Annotated in this window: 13 protein-coding genes; 3 read left to right on the forward strand and 10 right to left on the reverse strand. The window is 64.2% G+C overall.

What is annotated here, in order from left to right; translation table 11 throughout:
• Positions 1 to 37 precede the first annotated feature (37 nt).
• The 4 genes from BLT96_RS08775 to BLT96_RS08795 all read right to left on the reverse strand — a co-directional run bounded on the left by BLT96_RS08775 (position 38) and on the right by BLT96_RS08795 (position 6,765).
• Complete coding sequence (locus tag BLT96_RS08775) at positions 38 to 2,647, reverse strand: ATP-dependent Clp protease ATP-binding subunit (protein ID WP_090863643.1); 2,610 nt, start codon at positions 2,645 to 2,647, stop codon at positions 38 to 40.
• 247 nt (positions 2,648 to 2,894) lie between these two features.
• Positions 2,895 to 5,705 (reverse strand): lysine--tRNA ligase, encoded by a 2,811-nt coding sequence (lysS, locus tag BLT96_RS10850; protein WP_172825002.1) that lies wholly within the window; start codon positions 5,703 to 5,705, stop codon positions 2,895 to 2,897.
• Positions 5,706 to 5,877: 172 nt separating this feature from the next.
• Positions 5,878 to 6,354 (reverse strand): transcription elongation factor GreA, encoded by a 477-nt coding sequence (gene greA, locus BLT96_RS08790; RefSeq protein WP_090845469.1) that lies wholly within the window; start codon positions 6,352 to 6,354, stop codon positions 5,878 to 5,880.
• Positions 6,355 to 6,429: 75 nt separating this feature from the next.
• A complete protein-coding gene (locus BLT96_RS08795) occupies positions 6,430 to 6,765 on the reverse strand; it encodes a Sec-independent protein translocase subunit TatA/TatB (RefSeq protein ID WP_090863645.1) in 336 nt (111 codons plus the stop codon).
• Between the two features lie 194 nt (positions 6,766 to 6,959).
• On the opposite strand from BLT96_RS08795, the gene BLT96_RS08800 reads away from it, so the two are divergent.
• The gene (locus BLT96_RS08800) at positions 6,960 to 7,805 is read left to right on the forward strand and encodes a spermidine synthase (protein ID WP_197674347.1); all 846 of its coding nucleotides are present in this window, start codon (positions 6,960 to 6,962) and stop codon (positions 7,803 to 7,805) included.
• An 89-nt stretch (positions 7,806 to 7,894) separates the two neighbouring features.
• Here BLT96_RS08800 and BLT96_RS08805 read toward each other — a convergent pair whose 3' ends face one another.
• A complete protein-coding gene (locus BLT96_RS08805; protein ID WP_172825003.1) occupies positions 7,895 to 8,701 on the reverse strand; it encodes a LytR/AlgR family response regulator transcription factor in 807 nt (268 codons plus the stop codon).
• A 309-nt stretch (positions 8,702 to 9,010) separates the two neighbouring features.
• Between BLT96_RS08805 and cysK the strand changes: the two genes are divergently transcribed.
• On the forward strand, positions 9,011 to 9,922 hold the full coding sequence (gene cysK, locus BLT96_RS08810; RefSeq protein WP_090863649.1) for a cysteine synthase A: 912 nt from the start codon (positions 9,011 to 9,013) through the stop codon (positions 9,920 to 9,922).
• Between the two features lie 262 nt (positions 9,923 to 10,184).
• Complete coding sequence (locus BLT96_RS08815) at positions 10,185 to 10,679, forward strand: hypothetical protein (RefSeq protein ID WP_090863650.1); 495 nt, start codon at positions 10,185 to 10,187, stop codon at positions 10,677 to 10,679.
• A gap of 270 nt (positions 10,680 to 10,949) precedes the next feature.
• On the opposite strand, the gene BLT96_RS08820 is transcribed toward BLT96_RS08815, so the two are convergent.
• The 5 genes from BLT96_RS08820 to BLT96_RS08840 form a co-directional block, all read right to left on the reverse strand.
• A complete protein-coding gene (locus tag BLT96_RS08820; protein WP_090845459.1) occupies positions 10,950 to 12,149 on the reverse strand; it encodes an ABC transporter ATP-binding protein in 1,200 nt (399 codons plus the stop codon).
• Entirely contained in the window at positions 12,149 to 13,639 is a 1,491-nt protein-coding gene (malQ, locus tag BLT96_RS08825) for a 4-alpha-glucanotransferase (protein ID WP_090863652.1), read from the reverse strand. Before malQ ends, BLT96_RS08820 begins: the two co-directional genes overlap by 1 nt.
• Before the next feature lie 6 nt (positions 13,640 to 13,645).
• Entirely contained in the window at positions 13,646 to 14,509 is an 864-nt protein-coding gene (locus tag BLT96_RS08830) for a carbohydrate ABC transporter permease (protein ID WP_090863653.1), read from the reverse strand.
• Positions 14,509 to 15,423, reverse strand: a complete 915-nt coding sequence (locus BLT96_RS08835) for a carbohydrate ABC transporter permease (protein ID WP_090845453.1) — start codon at positions 15,421 to 15,423, stop codon at positions 14,509 to 14,511. The genes BLT96_RS08830 and BLT96_RS08835 overlap by 1 nt, the downstream gene beginning before the upstream one ends.
• Positions 15,424 to 15,497: 74 nt before the next feature.
• Positions 15,498 to 16,853 carry an ABC transporter substrate-binding protein gene (locus BLT96_RS08840; RefSeq protein WP_090863655.1) on the reverse strand — a complete coding sequence of 452 codons (1,356 nt, stop codon included), beginning with the start codon at positions 16,851 to 16,853 and terminating at the stop codon, positions 15,498 to 15,500.
• Positions 16,854 to 16,894: the final 41 nt, after the last annotated feature.

Genomic DNA, 16,894 nt, shown 5'->3' on the forward strand with positions numbered 1-16,894 from the left:
TGCGCGGGGCGAGAAGAACCCCGCCCCTTTGTCGCGGCTACTCCGCGGAGGCAAGCCCCCCGGAGGCCCCGGGCGTCGCACGGCCGCCGGCCGGCGCGCTCCAGTGCTCGCGCGCACGGGGAAGGTCCATGTGGACCCTCTCGGTCATGGCCGGGATCTCTCCCTCGCCCTTCGAGAACGTGAGGCCGTCCTCGCCGGCGTCCACCGCGATCACGTCGCCCGCCTTCCAGGTGCCCATGAGCATCTGCTCGGACAGCGGGTCCTCTATGAGCGTCTGGATGGCGCGGCGCAGCGGACGGGCGCCATAGACCGGGTCCGTGCCCTGCTTCGCGATGTAGTCGCGCGCCGCGTCCGTCAGCTCGATGGACATGCCGTTCGCGATGAGGCGGTTGCGCAGGTCGCCGATCATGAGCTCCACGATCTTGCGCAGCTGCTCGCCCGTGAGCGACTTGAACACCACGATCTCGTCCACGCGGTTCAGGAACTCCGGGCGGAACAGGTGCTTGAGCTCCCCCTCCACGCGACTCTTGATCTCGCGGTCGGAAAGTCCGCCGTTGCCCTGCGAGCTGAAGCCCATGGGCGCGGTCTGGGCGATCTCGCGCGCGCCCACGTTGGACGTCATGATGATGACGGTGTTGCTGAAGTCCACGGTGCGGCCCTGGCCATCGGTCAGGCGACCCTCGTCCAGGATCTGGAGAAGGACGTTGAAGACGTCCGGGTGGGCCTTCTCGATCTCGTCAAACAGCACGACGGAGTACGGACGCCTGCGCACGGCCTTCGTGAGCTCGCCGCCCTCGTCGTAGCCGACGTATCCGGGAGGCGCTCCCACGAGCTTGGACACCTCGTGCTTCTCCATGAACTCGGACATGTCGAAGCTGATGAGGGCGTCGTCGCTGCCAAACAGGAACTCCGCGAGCGACTTGGCGAGCTCCGTCTTGCCGACGCCGGACGGGCCGAGGAAGATGAACGAGCCGCCGGGGCGACGCGGGTCCTTCAGCGGCGAGCGGCTGCGACGTATGGCGCGCGCGACCTTGCTCACTGCCTCGTCCTGCCCGATGACGCGCTGGTGCAGGGCGTCCTCGCAGCGCAGGAGCTTCGAGGCCTCCGCCTCGGTCAGGTTGGACACGGGGACCCCGGTGATGTCCGAGACCACGTCCGCGATGTCCTTCTCGTCCACCACGACGACGTTCTTGCTTTGGCGCTCGTGCCAGGACTTCTCGAGCTCGTCGCGCTTGGAGGTGAGCTCGCGCTCCTTGTCGCGCAGGCGCGCGGCCTCCTCGAACTCCTGGGCCGTCGCGGCCTTGGACTTCTGCTCCTTGATGCGGGCGAGCTCCTCGTCCACCTGCGCGAGCTCCGGCGGCAGCGTCGTCTTGTGGACGCGCGTGCGGGCACCGGCCTCGTCGATGATGTCAATCGCCTTGTCTGGCAGGAACCTGTCCTGCACGTAGCGGTTCGAGAGGCTGACCGCCGCCTCGATGGCCGCATCCGTGTACTTGACGTGGTGGTGCTGCTCGTAGCGGTCCTGCAGACCGTGGAGGATCTTGATGGTGTCCTCCGGCGTGGGCTCGCCGATGTTGACGGGCTGGAAGCGGCGCTCGAGTGCGGAGTCCTTCTCGATGTGCTTGCGGTACTCGTCCACTGTCGTGGCGCCGATGACCTGGATCTCGCCACGGGACAGGGGCGGCTTCAGGATGGAGGCCGCATCGATGGAGCCCTCCGCGGAGCCCGCGCCGATGATGGTGTGGATCTCGTCGATGAAGAGGATGTCGTCCTTGTTCTTCATCACCTCCGCGATGACCTTCTTCATGCGCTCCTCGAACTCGCCGCGGTACTTTGAGCCGGCGACGAGAGAGGCGACGTCCAGCGTCCAGACCTGCTTGCCGCGCAGGATGTCCGGAACGTTGCCCGCGGAGATGAGCTGCGCGAGCCCCTCGACGATGGCCGTCTTGCCGACGCCCGGGTCGCCCAGGATGAGCGGGTTGTTCTTCTGGCGGCGGGCAAGCACCTGCATCACGCGCTCGACCTCACGGTCGCGGCCGATGACGGGGTCGAGCTTGCCGTCCGCGGCCAGCTTCGTGAGGTTGCGGCCGAACTGCTCCAGCATGGATCCGTCGTCTGAGGACGAGCCGCCCTGCGGAGCGCCCGCGCCCATGAACTGGGGGCCGAAGCCGACCTCGGACGCGGCGGAGGCGGGCTCGTTCTTCTCGCCCTCGCTCTCCATCAGCTCGTTAACGGCGTTGCGCACCGCGTCGCCGGACACGCCCATGCGGGAGAGCGCGGTCATGGCACGGCCGTCGCCCTCCGCGACGATGCCCAGGAGCAGGTGCTCGGTCGCGATGTAGGTCTGGCCACGGGTCACCGTCTCGCGGTACGCGTCCTCAAGCACGCGCTTGGCGCGCGGCGTGAAGGGGATGTGCCCGCCGGGGACGGGTTCGGTTTCCTCGGACGAGATCTCCCTGATGGTGGCAACGGTCTCGTCGTACGTGACGTCGAGCTTTGCCAGCGCCTGCGCGGCTATGCCGTCGCCCTCGCGGATGAGCGCGAGCAGCAGGTGCTCCGTGCCAACGTACATCTTGCCGAGGCTGCGGGCCTCCTCCTGCGCGAGGCTCATGACCTTGCGGGCCTTGTCTGTGAACTTCTCGAACATGCGGGGTCTGACGCCTCCATTCCTTGTGTTCCCGCGGCCCCACGCGCATACGGGCCCACGGATGTTGGTTTGCTTGTACGTCTTTACCCCGATGTGCGGCGGCTATAACGCAAGGCGGGCTTTTTGGGCCCACGTCCTCAAAACCGCGACCAAGGGGGCCGCCGACGGACTGCGCCGTCGACGGCCCCCTCGTCTGCGTTGCGCGCCGCCGGTCGCCCCCGATCCGGGGGCCCGGCGCCACCAAGCCCTAGTACAGCTTCGAGCCCGCGGGGATGGCGTCGTCCACCATCAGCAGGTTCAGGCGCTCCTGGCCGTCCACCTCGTGGATGGCGGAAAGCAGCATGCCGCAGGACTCCACGCCCATCATCTTGCGCGGCGGGATGTTCACGATGGCCACCACGTTCTTGCCCACCAGGTCCTCCGGCTCGTAGTAGTCGTGGATGCCCGAGAGGATCGTGCGGTCCTGGCCCGAGCCGTCGTCAAGCGTAAACTGCAGCAGCTTCTTGCTCTTCGGGACGGCGACGCACTCCTTCACGTGGACCACGCGCATGTCGGACTGGCTGAACACGTCGAACGTCACGCCCTCGGCCACCGGCTCGATCGTGAGGCCCTTCTTCGCGGGCTCGGCGGCCTGCTCGGCCTCGTCCTCGTCGCCCCGTGCGTAGATGTCGCCCACGGGCGCGATGGCCTTCATGGCCTCGAGCACCTCGTTCAGCGCGTCCGCCACCTCGAGCCCGTTGTACTCGGCACCGAGGCGCATCACGTCGCGGTCGCAGCCGGCCGCGAAGCGCTTGTCCTTGAACTTCTTCTTGAGCGACTTCAGCGGCATGTCCAGAACCGATCCGGACGGGCGCATCTTGGCCGCCGTCTGGATCAGGCCCGAGACCTCGTCGCACTCAAACAGCACCTTCTCCATCTTCAGCTGCGGCTTCGGCAGGTCGTGGTTCATGTCGGAGTTGTGCGTCATGATGGCGTGCGCCAGATACGGGTTCGCGCCGGCCTCGGCCAGGAGCTCCGCGGTCTTCGTGGTGTGGAGCTGGTCGTCCTGCCACCTCTCCCAGTCCAGGTCGTGCAACAGGCCCACCAGGCCCCAGAACTCCACGTTCGCCGGGTCGTACTTCTGCGCGAAGTGGCTCATGAGGCCCTCGAGCGTCTCGCCGTGGCTCACGTGGAACGGGTCCTTGTTGTACGTGGTCAGAAGCTCGTACGCCTTCTCGCGCGAGATGCCCGCGTCGAGCGCGTCGCCCTCCTGCGCCGTGGCGTCGATCGCGGCGCGCACCGCGTCTGACATGCCGGTGCCGTCCTGCGCGCCCAAGGCCCCGTCCTTCTCGTCCGCGGCGTCAGCCTTCTGCTCGGCGTCGGCCGACGGCGCCGCGGCGGCCGCGGGTGAGTCGGCAGGCTCCTGCGCGGCAACGTCCTCCGCCTGGCGCTGGGCCTCCACCTCGGCGGTCGCGCCCTTCTCGGCATCCGAGAAAAGCGAGTCCACGTCCGCGGCGGCGTTGTCCGTGCGTGCACCGCCAACCTGCTCCGCGATGTCCTGACGCGTGACGGCCTCCGGCTTCATCTGCGGGAACAGCAGCACGTCGCGGATGGACGGCTGGTCGCAGAACAGCATCATCATGCGATCGATGCCGTAGCCGATGCCACCCGCGGGGGGCATGCCGTACTCCAGCGCGCGCACGTAGTCGTAGTCGTAGCCCATGGCCTCGTCGTCGCCAAAGCCCTTGGCGGCAACCTGCTCCGCAAAGCGACCGGCCTGGTCAACGGGGTCGTTGAGCTCGCTGAACGCGTTTGCGTACTCGTGGCCGGCAATGACGAGCTCGAAGCGGTCCGTCAGGCGCGGGTCGTCGTCCTTGCGCTTGGAAAGCGGGCTCACCTCCTCCGGGTAGTCGCACACGAAGGTCGGGCGCACCAGGGTCTCCTCGCCCAGCTCGTCGTACAGCTCAAACAGCAGCTTGCCCGGGCCCCAGTTGTCCTGCGGCTCGATGTTGTGGGCGCGGCACAGCTCGCGCAGGTGCTCCACGGGCGTGTCCATGTCGACGTGCTCGCCCACGACCTCGGAGGCGATCTCGCTCAGCGGGCGCGAGTCCCACGTGCCGCTCATGTCGATCTCCTGGCCCTGGAACGTGATGACCTCGTGGCCGGGCTCGCAGCCGCACGCCTCGCGCGCGATGTACTGGAACAGGCCCTCGGTCAGGCGCTTCATGCCGTCCAGGTCGCTGTAGGCGCAGTACGCCTCCATCGAGGTGAACTCTGGGTTGTGGGTGAGGTCCATGCCCTCGTTGCGGAACTGGCGGCCGATCTCGAACACGCGCTCCATGCCGCCCACGATGAGGCGCTTCAGCGGCAGCTCCGTCGCAATGCGCAGGTAGAAGTCGCGATCAAGCGCGTTGAAGTGCGTGACGAACGGCTTTGCGTTCGCGCCGCCAAGGATGGAGTGCATGATGGGCGTCTCGACCTCGATGTAGCCGTCGGCCTCCATGTAGCTGCGGATGAGGCTCACGATGCGGCTGCGCTTGCGGAACACCTCGCGCACCTCGGGGTTCATGATCATGTCGAGGTAGCGCTGGCGGTAGCGGATCTCGCGGTCCGTGAGCCCGTGGAACTTCTCGGGCAGCGGGCGCATGGACTTGGAGAGAAGGACGATGCTCCTGGGCGCAAGGGAAAGCTCGCCGCGGCGCGTGCGCACGACGGGGCCCTCCGCCTGGATGATGTCGCCCATGTCAAGCTGGCGCAGCAGCTCCCAGCTCTTCTCGTCCATGTCGTTCACACGGCAGAAAAGCTGGATCTTGCCGGACACGTCCTCCAGCACCACGAACATGAGCTTGCCCTGGCCGCGGATCGCGCGGACGCGACCGGCAAGGGAGTACTCGTCCTGGGTGTCGGCGCCGGCCTCGAGGTCCGCGTACTTCTCCTCCAGGTCCTTTGCGTGCGCCGTGACCTTGCTCGCGATGGGATACGGGTTCACGCCGGCGTCGATGAGCGCCTGGCGCTTGGCGCGGCGGACCGCGCGCACGTCGTTGATGTCTACCTCGGGGGCATTGCTCGCCTGAGCCATGTTCTCTCCTGTTCCGGAATCGATCGGCCTTTGGCCGTTGTTGCTGGCTTGTGTTGCGTGCCGGGCGCGGGCCCGTGGGATGCGCCGTTACCAAGAGCGCCCCAGCCACACAGGTTCACCTGCGCAGTGGGGCGCGACGCTTCGTGCTATGCGGGGTTCCGCGTGGCCTGGCCTATCGCGTGATGTTTACGATCTTGTACTCGCGAACCTTGCCGGTGGGGGTGTTGAAGGAAACCTGGTCGCCCACCACGTGGCCGATGAGCGCCATGCCCGCCGGGGACTCGTTAGAGATCCTGTGGTTGATGGAGTCGGTCTCGGTGGTGCCCACGATTGTGAGGCCCATGCGCTTGCCCTTGGCGTCCTCGAGCTCCACGGTAGTGCCGATGGAGACGGACAGGTGGGCGTCCGCACCGGACTCCACGACCTTGGCCGTCGCCAGGATGTGGCGGATCTCGTTCACGCGAGACTCGTTCTGGGACTGCTCCTCCTTGGCGGCGTCGTACTCCGCGTTCTCGGAGAGGTCGCCAAAGCCGCGGGCCTCCTTGATGCGCTCGACGATCTCGTCGTGCTTCTCGCCCTCGCGGTACTCAAGCTCCTCGACGAGCTTCTGGCGGCCTTCGGGGGTAAGGATGATTTCCTTGTTTGCCATGTTCTGCTTTCCTTCGTGGTGTTGGCCGGGACATGCGCCCCAGCCGGCGGTGCGCTTGCCCTGGTAGGGCGCTCGTTACTTGGACAGGGGGCTGCCGCACTTGGAGCAGAACTCCGCGCCGGCCTCGTTCTTGTGGCCGCAGTGCGAGCAGAAGACGGCGTCCTCGCTGGCGTCGGCATCGGCGTCGGAGTCCGCGGACTCCTCGACCACGTCCTCAGCCTCGGCGTCCTTGGCGGCCTCCTCGGACTTCTCGTCCTTCTTGTCGTCGGAGCCCTCCTCCATGCCCTCGCGCACGTTCTTCACGGTCTGGCCCAGGGACTTGCCAAGCTTCGGGAGGTTCTTGGGCCCAAAGATGACCAGCACTACCAGGACGATGACGATAAGCTCAAACGGTCCCATACCCAAAATCATACGAATCCTCCCAAAGGTTCTGTATAGATGGTGGCGTCTTAGGTTCGACAAAGATGCAATGGTTAGTATAACCAAAGCCGGGCAAAACTCACAATCTCTACGTGCCCGTTTTGCGTGCGCAACGCGGCCGCGGCCTCGCACGCGCAAAGCCCGCCCGCACCGCGCCGCCACGCCAGAACATCAAAGGTAAACGCATGCCAAAGCTCCCCATGCCCATCGTCGTGCTCATCAGCGTCGCCATCGCCGTCGACCTTATATGCCTTGTGTGCCTGTTTGTTCTCAGGCGCCGAGGTGTGTACATCAAGATTCGCACCATGTTTGGCCCCGCCCTCGTCTTCGACTCGCAGGACGACGACGGCGTCCCCATCCGTCTGCTCAACGTGGGCGGCAAGTTCCAGTCCGTCAGCTACGTGCAGGACAGCCTCAAGTACAAGCTCGTCTGCGTGTACCACCGCTACTTTGCGCAGGTGGTCGACATAGCCGGCCTCAAGGACGGGCGAGAAGGACGCGCCCTCGTCATAGGGGGTGGCGGCTACTCGTTTCCCAAGTGGCTGGTGAGCTCCTGCCCGCGCCTCTCCACCACCGTCGTTGAGATCGACCCCGCCATAACGGACATCGCGCGACGCTTCTTCTTTCTGGACGATCTTGAGCGCGAGTGCCACACGCGGGAAGACGGTAGGCTCAACCTGGTTTGCGATGATGGCTGGGGCTACCTCACCGGCTCCGGAGAGCGCTTCGACCTCATCGTGAACGACGCGTTTGGCGGCAAGAGGCCGCTTGGCCCACTCAAGACCGAGGACGGCGCGAGACAGGTGCGCGACCATCTGGCAGAGGGCGGCGTGTACCTGGCAAACGTGATATCCCCGCTCCAGGGCAAGGGGACCGACGTGCTCACGGAGTCGCTCGACGCGTGCAAGGCAGCGTTCGAGCACGTGTACCTGATACCCGAGGCGCCGGAGAGCCCACGTCTGACGGGCGACAACGTCCTCGTCGCAAGCAACGCGCGCCTGAAGATCCAGGCGCGCTACGTGGTGAAGTAGGTTAGAGAAAACCGTTCTGTGGGATCGACGGGGCAAGCCTGCGGCCGCGCGGGCGTTGGGGGTTGCGACCCGCGCGGCCGCAACGGGCACTAGTTCGTGGTCCGCATGAGCCGCGCCGCTACCTCGGCATGGCGCTTCTCGGGAACCGGAACGCGCGTGTCGTCAGACATCACGATCTCGCGACGCTCGATCAGGGCCACGTAGCTGGGGTTCACTATGAAGCTACGGTGCACGCGCACAAAGCCAGAGCCAAGCGAGCGCTCCACCTCGGAGAGGCCAATGCTTGCCTCGTAATCACCCGAGACCGTGTGTATGATGGTGTGCTTGCGCTTTGCGCCCACCCACAGCACCTCGTTGAGGGACACGAAGCGTATGGGTCCGTTCACGTCCGGGAACACCAGGCGACGCTTGTCGCTCTGCGCGGCAATGCGCGCCTCCAGGTAGCGGCGCGTCACCTTGTTGATGGAGTCCACACGGCACTTCTCGTCCGGAACTATCTGGCCACGCGGCCAGCTCACGAAGATGCTCACGATCCTGAGCTCGCCGCCCTTGCGCTCCCAGTTGAACTGGCAGCGTTCGTGCGACTGCAGGAACACGCCCGTCTCCTCGTCCGTCGTCACCATGTAGCGACCCGCGACCGAGCAGGCATCGCCGCAGTTCTGCACCACGGAGAACTGCGCGTGCGAGATGTGGGAGCTTTTTATGTCATGTACAGCCTTCCGGAAGTCGACCGAGACCTCCTCCAAGCCGCGCATGTAGCGCTCCTGGTCCGGAGAGATCCACATGACGTCGTCACTGCAGAGACCGAGCACGTACTCTGGGTCGCGCTGCCAGAAGCGCGTGATTGCCGTCTGAGTCAGCTCGACACAGCGCCGTTCGATATCTTTTTTCATCATGCACCGCCAGCGTCGACACCAACCGTGCATTAAATGTATTCCCACGCCACGGGGGCAAGAAGTCTAACTGGTACCAAAAGCCAGCTAATAGGTACCAGTCCGCGGAATTATAAAGTCAGCCCGCAAACTTGGCCATCTTCTTACCGCGCCGACACCATGCCCGCGAAGTCTCCTACCGTTTGGATAGGATTTTGTTACGAATGTATTTTCCTACTTGATTGCTAGGGATTTGGGTGCCACGATACTGCCATGCGAGTTACCACGCACAAGGCGCTGTTTACCTCGCACCCAGTCTCTTAGGAGGAAGAAATGAAGTACGCAGGCAGCACTGAGGCACTCATCGGCTCCACCCCCCTGGTGGACCTCTCGGCCCTGGTGGACGGTAAGGCCACCATTCTGGGCAAGTACGAGGCCACCAACCCCGGCGGATCGGTGAAGGACCGCATCGCCAAGGCCATGCTCGACGCGGCCGAGGCCGACGGAACGCTCCAGCCGGGCGGCACCGTCATCGAGCCCACGAGCGGCAACACCGGCGTCGGCCTCGCCATGCTCGCGGCGGAGCGCGGCTACAAGATGATCCTCGTCATGCCCGAGACCATGTCCGTCGAGCGTCGCAAGCTCGCCGCATCCTACGGCGCGCAGATCGTGCTCACCCCCGGCTCCGAGGGCATGAAGGGCGCCGTCGCCCGTGCCGAGGAGCTGCGCCAGCAGACCCCCGGCGCCATCGTCGCCGGCCAGTTCGTGAACCCCGCCAACCCGCGCGCCCACTACAAGACCACCGGCCCCGAGGTCTGGCGCGACACCGAGGGCACCGTCGACTTCATCGTCGCGGGCGTCGGCACCGGCGGAACCATCAGCGGCACCGCAAAGTACCTGAAGGAGCAGAAGCCCTCCGTCCAGGGCATCGCCGTCGAGCCCGCCGAGTCCGCGGTGCTGGAGGGCAAGCCCGCCGGCGGCCACAAGATCCAGGGCATCGGCGCCGGGTTCATCCCCAAGACGTATGACGCGTCCGTCGTGGACGAGGTCGTCCCCGTGGCCTCCGCAGACGCCATCGCGACCAAGAAGCGCCTCGCAAGCGACTTCGGCCTGCTCGTGGGCATCAGCTCCGGCGCTGCCGTGGCCGCCGCGGTCGAGCTGGCAAGCCGTCCGCAAAACGCCGGCAAGACGATCGTGGCAATCCTGCCCGACACCGGCGAGCGCTACCTCTCGATGGACCTCTAATGGGCCTCGCGGAGGAGAACCTGCGCTGGAGCCGCGCACTGTGACGTACCCGTAGCGACTCACGGGCACTTGACATCGCGCTGCCGCCAGGCAACTGCCAAGTCCGTGCAAGACACATGCAAGACGAAACGCCAGGCGGGCGGCCCCATTCGGGTCGTCCGCTTGTGGTATACAGCAGGTGTGAGTAACTGCCTCGCGCCATGACGCGGCCTCCACGCCGCCTCGCGGCCCGCGGCGCACCAAGCAGACCCAAGGAGACCCCATGAGAGAGCTCTTCGACTTCCTGCTCGACCCCCAGACCGCCGTCGTATTCGACATCGACGGAGTCCTGGCCGTGTACGAGTTCGGCACGCATTGCCACAGCGCGTGCCCCGACGCGGACTGGGAGACATACGTCCGCGCCCACGACCCCTACGCGTCCACGCGCCCCGTGCCGGAAATCCAACACTTCGTGCGCACGAAGGGGCCGACGCGCGTCTACGCATGCTCCGTGGCGGCAGACTTCGAGGCGCCTGGCAAGCGCGACTTCGTGCTCGAAAACTATGACATTTCGCCAGACCACATCTGCCTGGTGGAGAGCAAGCCCCAGAAGATGGGCTTTCTCCAGAGCGTCGCGGACGACCTCGCGCTCCCCCGCAACCGCGTCGCCCTTGTGGAGGATACCGTGAAGACGCTCGACACGGCATGCGAGAAGGGCTTTGCCACCGTGCACGTCACGTCGTTCTTTGGGTTTGGCAACCAGCGGCCAGACGCCTAGCGACACCGCCGTGGGACCGGCGCGAGGCGGATGCCGTCGCCAAGAGCTGGTGGGACCCAACGTGGTCCTCACTGGGTCGAGACACGAAAAGGCCCACGTCGCCGAAAGGGGCTGCGACGTGGGCTTGGGGAGGGTGCTGCCTTATGGCTTGCAACGCCCGCGGCACGCGCTGCGTGGCGCGTACGTGCCGCCCCCTAACGCGGCCGGCCGGTGTAACATGCGCCGGTCGGCCGCGGGGAGCGTCTTGCCAAACGCCCGAAGGCGTCTGGGCTAGAACTCGAGGTTCTTCTCGTCAGCCTTGCTGAAGAGGTGGATGACATCGCCGCCGAACGTGAAGGAAACCTTCTCGCCCAGCTTGAAGCCACCGCGCTTCTCCTCCTTGAGATCCTGGGTCTGGACGATGACGATGACGTCCTTGCCCAGCGTGTTGAGGTGCAGGTGAATGGAGGAGCCCATCATCTCGGAGACGTCGACGGTACCGGTCACGAGCTCAGACGCGTCATCGGTAAGGGTGACGTGCTCCGGACGGATGCCAAGCGTGACGTCCTGCGGGGCGACGCCCTTGGCGGCGAGACGCTTCTGCTTTGCCTCGCTGGGAACGAACGTGGCGTCGCCAACCTTGACCTTGTAGGTGTCGCCGTCCTTGGTGAGCTTCGCGTCGAAGAAGTTCATCTGCGGAACGCCGATGAAGCCTGCGACGAAGAGGTTCGCGGGGTGGTCGAACAGCTCCTGCGGGGTGCCGACCTGCTGGACGACGCCGTCCCTCATGATCACGATGCGGTCGCCGAGGGTCATGGCCTCGGTCTGGTCGTGCGTGACGTAGATGAACGTGGTGTCGATGCGCTGGCGGAGCTTGATGATCTCTGCACGCATCTGGTTGCGGAGCTTTGCGTCCAGGTTGGAGAGCGGCTCGTCCATGAGCAGGACCTTCGGCTCACGCACGATGGCGCGGCCGATGGCGACGCGCTGGCGCTGGCCGCCGGACAGTGCCTTCGGCTTGCGGTCGAGGTACTCGGTGATGCCCAGGATGGAGGCAGCCTCCTCGACCTTCTTGTCAATCTCGTCCTTCGGGACGTTGCGCAGCTTCAGGGGGAACGCCATGTTCTCGCGCACGGTCATGTGCGGATACAGGGCGTAGCTCTGGAAGACCATGGCGATGTCGCGGTCCTTGGGGGCCACGTCGTTCATGAGCTTGCCGTCGATGTACAGCTCGCCAGAGGTGATCTCCTCCAGGCCGGCCACCATGCGCAGCGTGGTGGACTTGCCGCAGCCGGACGGGCCAACAAGCACGATGAACTCTCGGTCGGCGATGTCGAGGTTGAAGTCCTCGACGGCGAGGACGCCGCCCTCGACCTGCTTGAGGTTGCTCTTCTTCTTGGGAGCATCCTTCTTCTTGCCGAAGAGGTGCTTCTTCTCACCCTCGATGTTGGGGTAGATCTTCTCGATGTGCTTCAGGCTTACCTCTGCCATTAGCGTCTCACGTCCCTTCCATACATATGGGTCATCGCGGCGATGCGCTTAGTGAGCCCGGGCGTGATCTGCCCCGGCAAAAGCCTCCACTGCCAGTTCCCACCAAGGGTCCCAGGCAAGTTGGTCCGCGCCTCGGAACCCAACTCCAGATAGTCTTGCATTTGCGCCACGAAGAGCTCCGCGACGCTGGACATGCCACCCCTGATGACGCCCCACGAGAAGCCCTCCCCCTCGTTGAGCCCCAGGTACTTGGTGGCAAGCTCGACATCAGCCGCATCGGCCTCCGACCTCCAGCCCTCGACGGTCTGGTTGTCGTGCGTACCGGTGTAGCAGACACAGTGCGGAGAGAATGCGTGCGGCAGGTAGTCGCTCACGTCGCGGGAGTCGAAGCCAAGCTCTAGCACCTTCATGCCCGGCATGCCCGAGTCCGCGAGCAGCTGACGCACCTCCGGCGTGGTGTAGCCAAGGTCCTCCGCGATGAAGCTCACGTTGGGGAACGCCTTCTCCAGCGTCCCGACCAGCTTCATGCCCGGTCCCTTGACCCAGCGGCCGTTGCGCGCGGTCTTGTCGCCGTACGGCACCGCCCAGTAGCTCTCAATCCCACGGAAGTGGTCGATGCGGATGGAGTCGTACAGGTTCGCAGCGCCCTTGATGCGGTTGACCCACCAGGCAAAGCCGTCCTTCTCCATGGCGTCGTAGTCGTAGAGCGGATTGCCCCACAGCTGTCCGTCCGCGGAGAAGTAATCTGGCGGAACGCCCGCAACCTCGACGGGCACGTTCTTCTCGTCCAGCTGGAACATGGTGGGGTTCGCCCACACGTCCGCGGAGTCCAGCGCGACGTAGATGGGGAGGTCGCCCAGGACCTTGACCCCCTTTGCGTGCGCATAGCGCTTCAACTGATCCCACTGGGTGTAGAAGAGGAACTGCTCGAACTCGTAGAACTCGATCTCGTCCGCAAGCTCGGACGTGTACCTGGCCACGGCGTCCTCCTCGCGAAGACGGATGCCGTCATCGGGCCACTCGATCCACGGCTTGAGGTCGAAGCGACGCTTTACCGCCATGAACAGGGCATAGTCGGCCAGCCAAGACCCGTTCTCAACCACAAACTCCTCGAAGAGCCGGCGGTTGCCGTTGCGTCCTCGCTCGAATGCGCGGCGCAGCAGCGGCTCGCGCCTCTGGAAGAGAAGGGCGTAGTCGACCTTGCTGGGATCGCCGCCCCAGTCCACGGCCTCGACCTCCTCCCTCGTGAGGAGCCCGTCCTCGACCAGGTAGTCCAGATCGATGAAGTAAGGGTTTCCCGCGAAGGTAGAGGGGCTCTGGTACGGGGAGTCACCGTAGCTGGTCGGTCCGACCGGCAGCATCTGCCACCAGGTCTGGCCGGACTCGGACAGGAAGTCCACGAACTCGCGGGCCTCCTTGCCCAGGGTGCCGATCCCATACGCCGTCGGGAGCGCGTAGATCGGAAGAATTGTGCCGCACGAACGATCCATGATTCCTTAGCCCTTAACGGCGCCTGCTGCGACGCCCTTGATGATGTACTTCTGCAGCGCAAGGTAGAAGACGATGACGGGGATGATGCTCAGGAGGATGAGCGCCATGGTCGCGCCAAGGTCGACCGTACCGTAGCTGCCCTTGAGGTACTGGATGTGAATGGGGATGGTGCGGTACTTGTTGATGTCAAGCACAAGGTACGGAAGCAGGTAGTCGTTCCACACCCACATGACCTCGAGGATGCCGACCGAGATGAGCGTAGGCTTCAGCATGGGCAGAACCACGCGGAAGAATGTGCGCACGGGGCCGCAGCCGTCGATGGAGGCTGCCTCCTCGATCTCGATGGGGATCGACTTGACGAAGCCGACGAACATGAAGATTGCGAGGCCGGCGCCGAAGCCGAGGTAGACGATGGGGATGGTGAACGGGGTGTTCAGCTTGAGGACGTCCGCCGTCTTGGACAGCGTGAACATGACCATCTGGAAGGGAACCACCATGCTGAAGATGCACAGATAGTAGATGACCTTGCAGAACTTGGAGTTCACGCGTGCGATGTACCAGGCGGCCATCGAGCAGAAGAACAGGATGAGGAAGGTAGAGAGCACCGTGATGATCACGGAGTTGGCAACGGACGCCATGAAGGGGTAGTTGCCGAACGTCATGCCCTTGATGAAGTTCGCCCAACCGGCACCGGTCTCCGCGTTCGGGAGCGCGAAGGTGTCCGTCTTCACGAAGGTGTTCTTCTTGAAGGAGTTGATGACCACCGAAACGATGGGCAGGACGTAGATGATGCAGATGATGGAGAGAACCACAGAGGCGATTGTCTTGTGACGACGCTCGGAGGTAAGGGTCTCTTGCTTGGAAGCCATTACTGCTGCACCTCCCTTTTACGCGTGTACGCAAGCTGGGCGAGGCCCATGATCGCGACGAGGACGAAGAAGATGACTGCCTTGGCCTGTGCGGTGCCGCGTGCGACCGAGGCGGTTCCGTAGAACGTGTTGTAGATGTTCAGGGCGAGCATCTCGGTCGTGTGGACCGTCTCGCCGTTCGCGAGCTGCTTGAAGGGGAGACCACCGGTCAGCGCAAGGTTCTGGTCGAAGAGCTTGAAGCTGTTGGTGAGGGTGAGGAACATGCAGATGGTGATTGAGGGCATTACGTTGGGGATGGTCACCTTGAACAGGGTCTGAGACTTGGACGCACCGTCAATCTTGGCTGCCTCGAGCATGTCCTCGGGGACGGCCTGAAGGCCGGCGATGTAGATAATCATCATGTAGCCGACCTGCTGCCAGCACATGAGGATGACCAGGCCCCAGAAACCATACTTGGTCTCGAGGATGACGGAGGTGCCGTACCTGGACAGGATGCCGTCGAAGATCATCGACCAGATGTAGCCCAGGACGATGCCACCGATCAGGTTGGGCGCGAAGAACACGGTACGGAAGATGTTGCTTCCCTTCAGGTTCTGCGTCAGGGCGTACGCGACGGCGAACGCCAGCACGTTGATGAGCACGAGGCTCACGACCGCGAATCCCGCGGTGTACCAGAACGAGTACCTGAAGCTCTCGTCCGCGAACGCCGCCGCATAGTTGCCGAGCCCGATGAACTTGGCGTCGGACGTGAGGCGGAACTGGCAGAACGAGAGGTAGATGCCTTGGATGAACGGCCAGATGAAACCAATCGTGAATGCAGCGGTGACGGGTCCAAGGAAGAGGAGGCCCCAGCGCCTGATGGACCTCACCCTCGAACTCGTCGCCGTTATCTTCTTTGTCTTTGCACTACTCATAAACGCTCCCAAAAAGAAGGGGGCCGGGCGGGCGAACGTCCGCCCGGTCCCCAGAGGCTTACCCGAGCCTAAGGCTATGCGTTAGCCTTCTTGTACTGGGTCGCCCAGCCGTCAACGAAGGCGGTCTTGAACTTGTCCCAGTTCTCGTCGTTCTGCTTGGAGTTGTAGTCGTTCAGAGCGGAGACAAGGCCGGCGCGGTAGGTGTCGACGTTCGGCTCGAAGTTGGTCGCCCAGTCCATGACGTAGTTGCCCGCGTCGGTGTACTCGGCAGAGCGCTTCAGCCAGCCGTTCGTGGACTCGGCGGCGTCCTTGAACGGCATGATGCCGAGCTGCTCGACAAGGGCCTTGGAGGCGTCGGGGTCGGAGACGAGCCACATCAGGAAGTCCATGGAGGCCTTCTGGTCCTTCTTGGAGGCGTTCTTGTTGATAGCCCAGCAGTTCTCGGTGCCGTTGTTGAGGCCGGCCTTCTCCTCGCCCTTGACGCCGCAGTAGTACGGAAGCATCGTGGTGTTCTTGACGGACTTGGTGATGTCGGCGTAGTCCCAGGACCCGGTCAGATAGAACGTAGCCTTGCCGTCCTTGAACTGCTGCGCGGGATCGTGGCCGCCGGTTGCGAGCTGATCGGGAGCGGTGACGGAGTTGTTGATGATGAGGTCGTAGAGGTTCTTGAAGTTCGGCAGGTAGGTGCCCTCGATGGTAGCGGGGGTCTCCTTCCACTTGTCCTTGCTGGCGCCGTCGCCCTTGTGCTCCTCATAGAAGAACTCGAGGTTGGCGAGGTGGCCAGTGACACGCCAGGACGAGGCGTCGTCCATGTCGGTGGCCGCGAAGGCGTCGAAGCCGTTGGCCTTGGCGTTCTTGTGGATGTCCTCGACGACGGCCTTCAGGGTGTCGAAGTTCTTGATCTCGTCGACGGAGTGGCCGGCCTTCGTGATGTTGTCGACGTTGGCGACGATGCCATAGCACTCGTAGCAGTAGCCGACGGAGACGAGCTTTCCGCTGTCATCGTACTGGTTGTACTCGTCGGTGGTCTGAGCCTTGGCGATATCGGTGTCCTTGAGGTCGAGGGCGTAGTCGTTCCACTCCTTGACGCCAGCCTGGTTACCGATGACGAAGATGGTCGGGGCCTCGGACTTGTCCATCTCGGAGGTCAGGGTCTTCTCGTAGTCGCCGGAGGCAGCGGTGACGATCTTCACCTTGACGTCCTTGGCCTTGGCATACTTCTTGCCGAGCTTCTGGATGGTCTCGTCAATCTCGGGCTTGAAGTTCAGCCAGTAAACGGTGCCATTCTTGCCAGAGCCGTAGGTCTTGCCGGCGCCGGACTTGCTGGAATCGTTTCCAGACTCACCGGAGCAGGCGGCGAGGCCGAGGCCCGCGACGACCGCGGCGGTTCCGCTCAGGAAACCCTTACGAGAAATTGGCTTGTCAAACATAAGAACCCTCCTACGTTTTCCTTCACGCACCCTCCCTTAGG

The sequence above is a fragment of the Parafannyhessea umbonata genome (assembly GCF_900105025.1).
GTDB lineage: Bacteria > Actinomycetota > Coriobacteriia > Coriobacteriales > Atopobiaceae > Parafannyhessea > Parafannyhessea umbonata.